This is a genomic window from Acidisoma sp. L85 (genome assembly GCF_009765865.1).
Classification (GTDB): Bacteria; Pseudomonadota; Alphaproteobacteria; order Acetobacterales; family Acetobacteraceae; genus Acidisoma.
Genome location: NZ_LMUQ01000078.1, coordinates 1 through 9,438 on the forward strand (window position 1 = coordinate 1; position 9,438 = coordinate 9,438).

General features: G+C 58.4%; 7 protein-coding genes and 1 pseudogene. 3 read left to right on the plus strand and 5 right to left on the minus strand.

The genetic code is table 11. From position 1 onward, the window contains the following. Positions 1-401: 401 nt before the first annotated feature. The 3 genes and pseudogenes from GSQ83_RS27700 to GSQ83_RS27710 form a co-directional block, all read right to left on the minus strand. A pseudogene (locus tag GSQ83_RS27700) lies at positions 402-680 on the minus strand (transposase); the annotation flags it as partial. An 81-nt stretch (positions 681-761) separates the two neighbouring features. Then, a complete protein-coding gene (locus GSQ83_RS27705; protein WP_158806116.1) occupies positions 762-1,211 on the minus strand; it encodes a hypothetical protein in 450 nt (149 codons plus the stop codon). 1,183 nt (positions 1,212-2,394) lie between these two features. Next, positions 2,395-2,898 carry a hypothetical protein gene (locus tag GSQ83_RS27710; RefSeq protein WP_216850612.1) on the minus strand — a complete coding sequence of 168 codons (504 nt, stop codon included), beginning with the start codon at positions 2,896-2,898 and terminating at the stop codon, positions 2,395-2,397. Positions 2,899-3,226: 328 nt separating this feature from the next. Between GSQ83_RS27710 and GSQ83_RS27715 the strand changes: the two genes are divergently transcribed. Beyond that, complete coding sequence (locus GSQ83_RS27715; RefSeq protein ID WP_158806117.1) at positions 3,227-4,387, plus strand: helix-turn-helix transcriptional regulator; 1,161 nt, start codon at positions 3,227-3,229, stop codon at positions 4,385-4,387. 220 nt (positions 4,388-4,607) lie between these two features. Continuing rightward, complete coding sequence (locus GSQ83_RS27720; RefSeq protein ID WP_371418089.1) at positions 4,608-5,855, plus strand: replication protein RepA; 1,248 nt, start codon at positions 4,608-4,610, stop codon at positions 5,853-5,855. 82 nt (positions 5,856-5,937) lie between these two features. Here the strand turns inward: GSQ83_RS27720 and repB are convergent, their stop codons facing one another. Together repB and repA are read right to left on the minus strand one after the other, a co-directional pair. Next, the gene (gene repB / locus GSQ83_RS27725) at positions 5,938-7,023 is read right to left on the minus strand and encodes a plasmid partitioning protein RepB (RefSeq protein WP_158806119.1); all 1,086 of its coding nucleotides are present in this window, start codon (positions 7,021-7,023) and stop codon (positions 5,938-5,940) included. Then, a complete protein-coding gene (gene repA, locus GSQ83_RS27730) occupies positions 7,023-8,225 on the minus strand; it encodes a plasmid partitioning protein RepA (protein WP_158806121.1) in 1,203 nt (400 codons plus the stop codon). The genes repB and repA overlap by 1 nt, the downstream gene beginning before the upstream one ends. A 741-nt stretch (positions 8,226-8,966) precedes the next feature. On the opposite strand from repA, the gene GSQ83_RS27735 reads away from it, so the two are divergent. After that, on the plus strand, positions 8,967-9,227 hold the full coding sequence (locus GSQ83_RS27735; RefSeq protein WP_158806123.1) for a hypothetical protein: 261 nt from the start codon (positions 8,967-8,969) through the stop codon (positions 9,225-9,227). The last annotated feature ends 211 nt before the right edge of the window (positions 9,228-9,438 follow it).

Here is a 9,438-nt window from a genome sequence, read left to right on the forward strand (position 1 = left end):
GAGGGCCAGATCACCAAGCTGAAGCTCGTCAAACGCCAGATGTATGGCCGCGGAAAGCTAGATCTCCTTCAGGCGCGCGTTATGGGCTCCGCGTAATCCCAACATCCATCAAAAGTGAGTCAGAGCCTAAAGCGTCGGCCGGCGTTCGGTCCATCCGGCCGACAGGATCGCGGCGATCCGTGTGGCGGCAGAGGTCATGCGCGCTCTCCGAAGAGCGAACTACATAATCCTGCACAGGCCTCCCGCCGGAGGCAGGTGATCAGGCTCAGTTTGCGATAGCGGCCAGTGTACCCACCCGCCTTCCATCTCTCGCATCATCTCTCCGACTGGCCGGAGTGCTTCATCGAGCTTCGCTGCCCGACCCGTCGGCGATGACCATAGCACCTACCAAACTCCTCATGCAGCAGCACGGTGGCGGGCGGCCCACCTGCGGCGGCCAGCGTCTCGAACACCGTCTGCCGTACACCTTGGGCAGACCAGCGGACGAACCGATTGTACAGCGTCTTGCGCGGCCCATACTCGGCAGGCAAGTCGATCCACCGCCCGCCCGATTGCAGCGCAACCACGATGCCGCTGATCACACGCCGGTCGTCCACTCGAGGCACACCACGTGGTTTGTTCGGCAGTAGCGGTGCAAGCCGCTCCCATTGTGCATCGCTCAGCCAGAAATCCTGCGACATCAGCCCGCTCCCTCAACGGGAGCGATGAATCACAACCACCCGAGCCGCTCAAACTGCTTTATGGGTCCGGAGCCTAGGCGCTCAACGCGCAAACATCCTGTGAATGCAGTTCGGCTGCTTCACACGAACGGAGCCCGGCCAGAATCCCTGGCGTATCGTTCGCTTTTTGAATCTCGTTAGTGCGAGGATCCGCTCCTCCAAGGCAGAATTGCCGACCGAATATGCCTGAAGCTTTTCATCTATGAAGGGAGCCAACGCCGCGAGTTCTTTCGGGGTGATGATTACTAAACCAGCAGGCAGCCATGGATCGGTCTTGCCTGCGACTTTTGCCACGAGCTTCCTGGACACCTCGGAAAGACCATCGGTTCGAGCACCCAGCGATACCCATCGCAAAGCCGAAACCTCAGATCCTCTCATGATCCTCGCAGCCTTGAGTGTTCGGCGCACTATCCAAATAGTATAGACTAAAGCACCAATTATTTCGATCGTCTTCCACGCAGTCAACAGATCGTCCTTCGCGGCCAATTTCATCAGCGCTGTCTACCTCGCCGCAACCGTCAGCTTTTGGTTACGAGTCCGGGCCCTAGAGGGCCTCGGTTCCGGCGGGGTGCCTAGGCTCTGCGCAGAAATTTCCTGTGCATGTCGGTCGGCTGCTCCACAGGAGTAGAATCTGGCAAGATCTTTTGTTGCAGGATTCGCTTCTTGAAGTCTCGTAGCGCGGCGATCCGCCTTGTCAAAGTGGCATCGCCGGCCGAATCTGTCTGCAGTTTTTGGTCGATGAAAGGGGCTAACACGGCTAACTCTTTAAGGGTTATGGTCACCAAGCCAGGTGCATAAGGCACAGTCATAAAACCTAATTCTGTTTAGGAGCTTTATAGACTCCTCAGAAAGACCATCGGGCTTTGCGTCCATGGATACCCATCTTAAAGCCACAATTTAGGATATCTTAGATATCCTCCCAAACGTTAGTAGCCGCCAGCCTGGCCAGGCGAGAAACGCTACACAGGCGGCCAAATAGATAAGTTTTCCTGAAAATATTAGGTCATGCATGAATAGAGTACTTCGGATCTAGCTGGAGAAGGCATAGCGCACCTTACCTCAATACGCATAATCACTCCATGGTCAGATCTCCCGCGTCACCATGCTCGGGAATTGCCATTGCCGATGCCTACGAATCAAGGAAAAGTTAATGAAGGACGATAGGAATCAAAATGAAGGAAGCCAGAAAGGAGTTATTGCCTTTCCACTATTAGTGGCGGTCCTCTGGTTCGTGGCGCGCGTAATATTCCATCTTCCTTCCATAGTGCACATTCCCATCTTCATTATCTCGGCTTTCTTGTCGTATTGTATAGATCGCTTGTTGACGAAAATGAATAGTTAGAACTGTCCTTCCCGATATCCTTGGATACCTAGCTTTCAATTGAATCCTTGTTAACTCCGATCCAGTTAGCCGTCCGGCCAGTAATTTGGAACCGGAGAAACAGTCGATGTCCGTTTTAATTCAGGCTCCTGGAATAGCTCTCAACGTCGCATCTGAGCTCGCCGAAGGTTCAGCAGCTGAACTAACGATCGATCTGTGAGAAGACGATCGTCCCTTCTCTCCGCTCTTTTTGCAAGCCTCGCCTTGCCACAGGAGAGCTTTCCCTAATCGATCAGTCCAGACATCCCGCTTAGTGGGCCATATCCATCATCGAATCGCACGAAACTGTCGGGTTCATATCCGCGAAAACACCTGTCGGATTGTGCTTCTAGGCCCAAACATGCAGCTCGTAAAATGGCGGCAGTCCGTAGCGAGTCGGCGCCCTGTGAAGTTGAACAGATGACCTTGAAGGCTGGCCGGCCCCGATAGCGCGATATATTCGACAGCCAGCAACTTGAGTTTGCCTCCCTGCCCCGGCTCGTACATGACCGCCTCCGGCTTTGCGATATCGATCGTCTTGTCCCTGATGAGGCCGGCATTGACGTAGTGGATACCCATCGCGCCACCCTCCACGCCGCTGGCACAAGGGATGGGTGAATACCCCTCTCTCACGGCAACCGACACGTCCTCGAACCGCGCGTTTTCGTCGCGCACATTACTCTGCAACGTGGTGCCGCTGGCAGCCAAAGCGGAGGACGTGCAGGCGAAAGCAACGGCGAGTGCCGCTATAAAGTTGCACCCATTATGCGCTCTCTTCGTGGAAATGTTCAGCCGTGCACCGATTACGAAACGTGGCATTCTCAATCCTTCCCTTTTCGGGGCTCAGGGTGAAGCCGACCTTCTGGGTCGGCCAATAAGCGTCGGAAGCCCTGCGACCTCCGGTTCCGCCGGCTCGCTGTTTCTTGGATTTCGCTGACACCGTCATCTGCCGTACGGGGGATGACAGCCAAAAAACCTCGCCCGCGGTCAACGGCGAAGGCTGGTCAGCCTGGGACTTCCGGAGTTATGAATATTGGCGCAAGTCAGGTTACTTGCGATCCACATCTTCTCAGGCAGGCTCACAATGATAATCCAACGCCGCTAAGTAAGCACAAAATGAATGGGCGGTTTTAGTAAGAGGTCACCGATGCAGCAACAACTCTCGGATGTGATCGGTGCTATCTATGACAGTATTGCGCACGATGACTTGTGTCCTAAAGCGCTTAGTCTTGTCGGAAGCCAGGTGGATGGCTTTCTAACGACACTCGCCGTCTTCGATACTACCACAAATACAGCCCGGCTAGCGCAGGTCGCATGCGATGATCGGAACGCCATTGACGTGCTGATGAAGCACGCGAAAGACGTCCCCTTCTACCATCTCCTGCACCGGATGGAGATCGATCAACCCGGTCCGCTTGAGAGAATGTTCGCGCTTTATGGTCCAGACGGGGAAAAAGTCTGGAAGGACGGCCAGCTCTATCGTCATTTTCATTCGCAATTCGGTGTTCTCAACTCCATCGACATGGCGGTGCTGAAACGCCCGTCTCGCATCGGCACGATCAACATATCCGTCAAATACCAGAAGATCACGCAGAAGCATTTCGATGTCGTCGCTCTTCTCGGGCCGCACATCCGCCGAGCCGTGACGATCAGAGATCTATTCGAGATGGAGCGCGCCGAAAGCCAGTTGTTTCGCGACATTGTCGATCGGTTGGAGCACGGCGTCGTTATCGTCGCGGATGACATGCGCATTCTCTACGCGAATGCAGCGGCGGAATCCCTCCTCCGTGAGGGCGTGGTGGTTTTCACATCGGGGGGCAGGCTCGGTGTGCGTTTTCCGCAGGCGCAAGCAGCGCTGGCGCGAGCCGTTTCACTCGGCATGGCTGATGAGATCAGCCTCGGAACCTCCGGCATCGATATTCCGCTTGGCGCAACCAGCCGTCCGGCTGTGGCCCACGCCTTGCCACTGTCTCGCCGACCCGTGTCCGATCGCATCAAGAACGCGGCTGCTGCGGCCATCTTCATCGCCGCCGCGGGTACCGTCGTACAGACCGCGATCGAGGCTATCGCCGCCCTTTTTGGGCCGACGATGACCGAGAAGCGCATCGCCGGTTACATTTCGGATGGCCTGACCCGGCATGAAATCGCCCAAGCGCAGGGTGTAACCGAAGGCACGGTCAAGTCGCAGCTGGCCGCGATCTTCGACAATACCGGATTTGGAGGCCAACGCGGTCTGCAAAGCCTGATGAAGGAGCTCACGCCCGCTGTAAGGCGTGCATCAAGCCCTCCGCGCTCGACGGGGGTGTAGCGCGGTGCCAGGTCATCAAAGCTGATCGGCCAACTGGCAAAGTCATCTGCAATGAATCGGAGGCTCGCGCCGTCCCAAAGATTTTGCAGCCCGCCCATCGCGAAGACCTGATATTGCGGAAATCCAGCGGGAGAACGCAGAGCCGACGCGTCGTCGTTGGGGCAAATAGCGCGCTTCCAAAACTGACCGTATGTCACCATCTCGAAAGGGATGAGCGCACATGATGGAGTCGACAAATGCCCCGGCTTCGCATCGCTCAACCGAGTCGTGCATTCGCCACACCGCCCAGCCGTGGACTTTACTGGGGAGCGTCCACACTGGCGGCGTGGACTTTACTGGGAGACCGCGTGGACTCTCCTGGGAAACCACCGAATGGACTCCCATTATGAATCAAGCCGATAGCCGGAGATATCCCGCGGACTTTACTGGGGACAGTACAAGTATCTTAGAACAATTATTTCTTCCAATAGCTTATCCCAGTAAAGTCCACGGTGACAGGACGATCGCTATCGGACAGGTTGCAGGCATGGGAAAAGTTCACGATCTCCTGGAACTTAAAGGAAAGCAGGGCGCCCTGCTGGCCGACTTCGACCGTATGATAGTGGAAGCCGCCGCTCAATATCTCGGAGATGACGAGAACAGCATTGGGTTTCTCTATTCCGGATGGTGTCAAGCCGCCCTGCCCCACCGCAAGCTTCCAAACGAATCAGGCTGGCAAATTGAGAGCGAGCGCATGGCGCTGGTCGTCGAGCCAGGCATGCGCCCTACCTCCAGCGGCAAGCCAGAGCCTGTTGGTGTCCCCTATGGCAGCCGCGCACGGCTGATCATGATCTATCTGCAGAGCGAAGCAATCCGCACACAGTCTCGCGAGATCCTGCTTGGTCGCTCGCTGCGAGAGTGGCTCGCGAAAATGGGCATTCCAGTGGGCGGCAAGAGCCTCAAGGACGTTCGTGACCAGTGTGAACGCATCAGCCGTTGCAGACTGAGCCTCACGGTGAGGCACGGCAGCCGGGTCGGCATGACCAACCAAAACGTGGTCGATACCGCCATGTTCGTGGATACAGATCAGCCCGGCCAGGGCAGCCTTTTTGTGGAGACCGCGCGACTATCGGAAGGTTTCTACAATCAGCTACGCCGCCATCCTGTGCCGCTGCAGGACGCTGCGATCCGCGCTATTGCCAATAATTCTATGGCCTTGGATGTCTATGCCTGGCTAGCCTACCGGCTACATTCGCTGGATAGGCCGCGGCCGATTTCCTGGACCGCTGTGAAAGCGCAATTCGGCGCCGGCTATGCCCGGATGGACCATTTCAAGATCAATTTCCGCCCTACCCTCGCCCTTGCCCTGGCGGTCTATCCAGATGCGCGCGTGGATGAGGATGATCGAGGCGCCGGGCTGGTGCTGCATCCCTCGAAACCGCCGGTGCCGAACCGGCTGGTCGCCATCAGCACTCGGCAATCCCAGTAAAGTCCACGAGTCGCCTAGCGGCGCGTTTCCTGCTCGGACCCAGCAGAGTCCACAGGCCCCCGAGTCCCAGTAAAGTCCACGGCTAGCGGACGAGCGAATGATGGATCGGCGGCGGTTTGGCGGAGGTATTGGCCTTGGCGGCATATTCGGCGTAGAGCCGCGCCAGTCGAGCCATGATGAACTCGCCGAAATCAGGAGCTACGGTTTTGTCGATCGTCAGCGTGAAAGTGTCGGACTCCATAATAATTTTCGCGACGCGCTCTCCACCCTTGGGAGCCCAATAGCGGGCCGTGCGTTGCCTCGGACGGTTTGCCGCGACAGGCCGGTCACCAGTGTCGGGCCGGGCCGCAGGTAGCGGCTGTGTCAGCATCTGGTGCAGCATGGCGAACCGCTCATCAGAATTGGCGGAGCCGAACACAGTATCGGCCAGCAGGGCATCCATCGCGACGGCTTTGCTCTCTGACCAACCCTGAACGATGTCGAGCCAGCGATCCCTCCCCGCGCCCGGCGCCGGTCCGACAGCCGCGATGAGTTTGGCTGGTAGCGCATTCACGACCGAGATCATGCGCGACAGAACGGTCTTGTCGACGCTCAACGCCGTCATGATCGTGGGCCGATCGTAGCCGGCTTCCTCGAGAGCCTGGGCGAATCGGCTGCGCTCGATAAAAGACAGGTCGGCGCGGGCGCTGTTCTCCTGGCCTTGCGCGATTACCAACTCGCGGTCAGTGAGCGGCTTGACGATACAGCGCACGTTGCGGCCGAGCTCCGACGCCACTCGCAACCGGCGATGCCCGAAGGCCACCTGGTAGCGGCCCTCCGCCGTGGGATGCGGGCGAACAAGGATCGGGGAAGCCTGACCCTCCGCCTCGATCGCCGCGCGAAGAAGGCGATAGCTCTCGTCATCCGATTGCATGCGGTCGGTGATGAACGACCGGTCAATGGCCTTGGTGTCGAGTTCCGTTATGGTTTCGCCAGCCGCGAGCCGTGCTTCGAGGTCTCGGGCCGCGTCGGCGCGCACGGCGAGGGCGTCGATGGTACGCGTCACGGCTCCGAAAGCACCGCGGCCGGAGAAGGCGAGGGGGGGTGCCTTTGGGGCGGCCACCTCGTCAGAGTTGACAGCCGTCAACTTTTTCTCCGTCAGGCCCGTCAGCAGGTTTTTTCTGGCCATCAGCGTCGTCCCCATGCCGCGTGGATAAGCTGCTCGATCTCACCATTGACCGCATCGAGGCACTCCATCGCCCGGTCATAGGTCGAGGGTGTGAACTGCCGGCGCTCCACCTCATAGTTTTTTTTGACGCTTTTGACCATCGGATTGATGAGCACGTGCTGGCCAAACAGCGACCGCAGGAAGCTCACCATCTGGGTCTGTGGCCCATCCGAGGGCTCATATCGCGTGATAAGATATCGCAGCCAGTCGTAACCCATGTTTCCACCAGCATTTTTTAGGTGGCCGAGCACGTCCCCCATCATGAGGAGGAACTGGCACATCGACATGACGTCCAGCATCTGCGGGTGAACAGTGACCAGAAGTGCCGTCGCGGTGCAGAGCGCCGACATGGTAAGGTAGCCGAGCTGCGGCGGGCAATCGATGATGACAACGTCGTAGTCGCCCGAGACCTCCGCCAGGGCTTCCTCGGTGCGAGCGAAGAAGAGGCGATCCTGGGTAACACCCCCTCGCATCGCGAGAATGCGAGGGGTATCGTATTCGAACTCCATGAGCTCGATATTGGCCGGCACGATGTCGAGGCCAGGGAAGTTCGTTTTCTGGATGACTTCCCGAAGCGGCCGACGCTGCTCGTCGTAACGTATTGCCGCATATAGGGTTTCGTTAGCGCCGACATCGAATTCCGGCTGAAAACCATGCAAAGACGAGAGGCTGGCCTGGGGGTCGAGATCGACGGCGAGAACGCGGTGGCCGCGCAGCGCCAGATGTTGGGCGAGGTGCGCGGCCGTGGTGGTTTTTCCGCTGCCGCCCTTGAAATTGACGACAGCGATGACCTGCAAAGGCTCCTCGCCGCGACGGCAGGGCAGGTAGCGCTTACTCGACCGGCCACTCGCGTCGAGGTAGCGGCGCAGGTCCTGAAGCTGTTCTGCTGTATAGGACCTGCGCCCGCTGGGGGTGACGAGTGGGGAGGGGCCTTTGCCATCCAGTGCCAGGTTGCGCAGATAGCCGCTGTTCACTCCCAGGAGCTTGGCCGCCTCGCTGGCCTGGAACGCTCGCAGAGTTTTTTCAGCAGTGGGCGGAAAGAGTTCCAAGCGATGGGCCTGTAGCTTTTCAGACAAGTCGCGAGCATGCGCGCTGATTACGGCATCGATATCGGCCGCTACCGCCGATTGTGGGAAAGGCGGTACCTTGGCGGGTGATTTCATGGCCGGAGCTCGCACATGCGATTCACGCTCGATAGTTGATATAAATCGCATTAACGGTTACTTTGGGTGGTTGCAACGAATGTTTGCCTCTATCGACGATATGGAGTTGACGGCTGGCAATTAGTCTCAGTTCGGACCTAGTGTGGTCAGAGGGGCCAGATAACTTGCGATCGACTTGCCAAGCTGCGCTGTTCGCTATCAGGGGAGGCAATAACTGCGGAGGCAGACTGTGCTTCCGCTTTCGCCAGCTTTAAGCGACCATGAGAAGGTACCGCCGACCCAGTAAAATCTTTGAGACAGAGGGTTAGGCGACGCCTAGCTTGGGTCGGATAGACGCGAGGGCCGGATGAGAGATGTGGCGACGGTTGGGGAGGGGGGCAGGGTGCAGTCCTGGAGAGTGTTCGCGCTGAGACCCGGCTGAACGCTAGAGGCCGAGAGAGACGCAGACCACCTTGCAGCGGCCTCATCTTTCGAGATCTTGTCGAGCCGCTGTTTGCAGGTTGTCGTGATCTGGTTGGCCATCGCCTTGTGGCGCTCGCCGGCGACGGAGATACAAGCCTCTGCCGGGGAGAGGCGGCTGACTTGGTTGGAGATTGGTACCAGGTATATCCTGTCGGGGGTCTCTTGGCCGTATCGTTGCTCAGTATAACCGCGGGACCGGGTCTGCTCGACCTCGCCCGGACCAATGGGTCGAGGGATACCAGTCAGATCTCGCCGCGGCGGGGGGTGCAGTCAGTCGCCATGGCGGCCGGGCTGAGTGGCAACGTCGGCGTGCAGTGCACCGCTCCCGGCTTCAGCACCAGCTTCGCGGGCCTAGTCAGCTGCCATTGCGGCATAGCCGTGGCAGCGGTCTTGACCGACAACGTGTGGGCGGGCGAGGTCGTTGATGAAGCGGCCGATGCGGCGACGTCCCATAGCCTTCGGCATCCACAGCAATGGTGGGTTTCCTTGCCAAAAGCGATCTCCTATTCGTATTGCTATACGCTCAAGCTTGTAAATTGATGGTTTTGTGCACTGTGAGGCACGGTAACGCTCTATTACCGTGCCTGTCCGCGTGAAAAGAAGAAGTTGCCACAGTCGCCGGATGGACTCAGACTGAGCAGAACGTCGGCGGCGGCGCGGGCAAGTGTGGCGGAGGGTTTTGGGGCAGCATGGCGGCTGAGGTGAGCATCGCGGTTCTGCCGCCGGACGTGGACCAGACTTCGCCGGCGGC

What these genes read in the sequence shown, in the direction of transcription:
- GSQ83_RS27705 (WP_158806116.1), bottom strand. Translation starts at nt 1,211, where the DNA reads ATGAAATTGGCCGCGAAGGACGATCTGTTGACTGCGTGGAAGACGATC.
- GSQ83_RS27710 (WP_216850612.1), bottom strand. Translation starts at nt 2,898, where the DNA reads ATGCCACGTTTCGTAATCGGTGCACGGCTGAACATTTCCACGAAGAGA.
- GSQ83_RS27715 (WP_158806117.1), top strand. Translation starts at nt 3,227, where the DNA reads ATGCAGCAACAACTCTCGGATGTGATCGGTGCTATCTATGACAGTATT.
- GSQ83_RS27720 (WP_371418089.1), top strand. Translation starts at nt 4,608, where the DNA reads ATGATGGAGTCGACAAATGCCCCGGCTTCGCATCGCTCAACCGAGTCG.
- repB (WP_158806119.1), bottom strand. Translation starts at nt 7,023, where the DNA reads ATGGCCAGAAAAAACCTGCTGACGGGCCTGACGGAGAAAAAGTTGACG.
- repA (WP_158806121.1), bottom strand. Translation starts at nt 8,225, where the DNA reads ATGAAATCACCCGCCAAGGTACCGCCTTTCCCACAATCGGCGGTAGCG.
- GSQ83_RS27735 (WP_158806123.1), top strand. Translation starts at nt 8,967, where the DNA reads ATGGCGGCCGGGCTGAGTGGCAACGTCGGCGTGCAGTGCACCGCTCCC.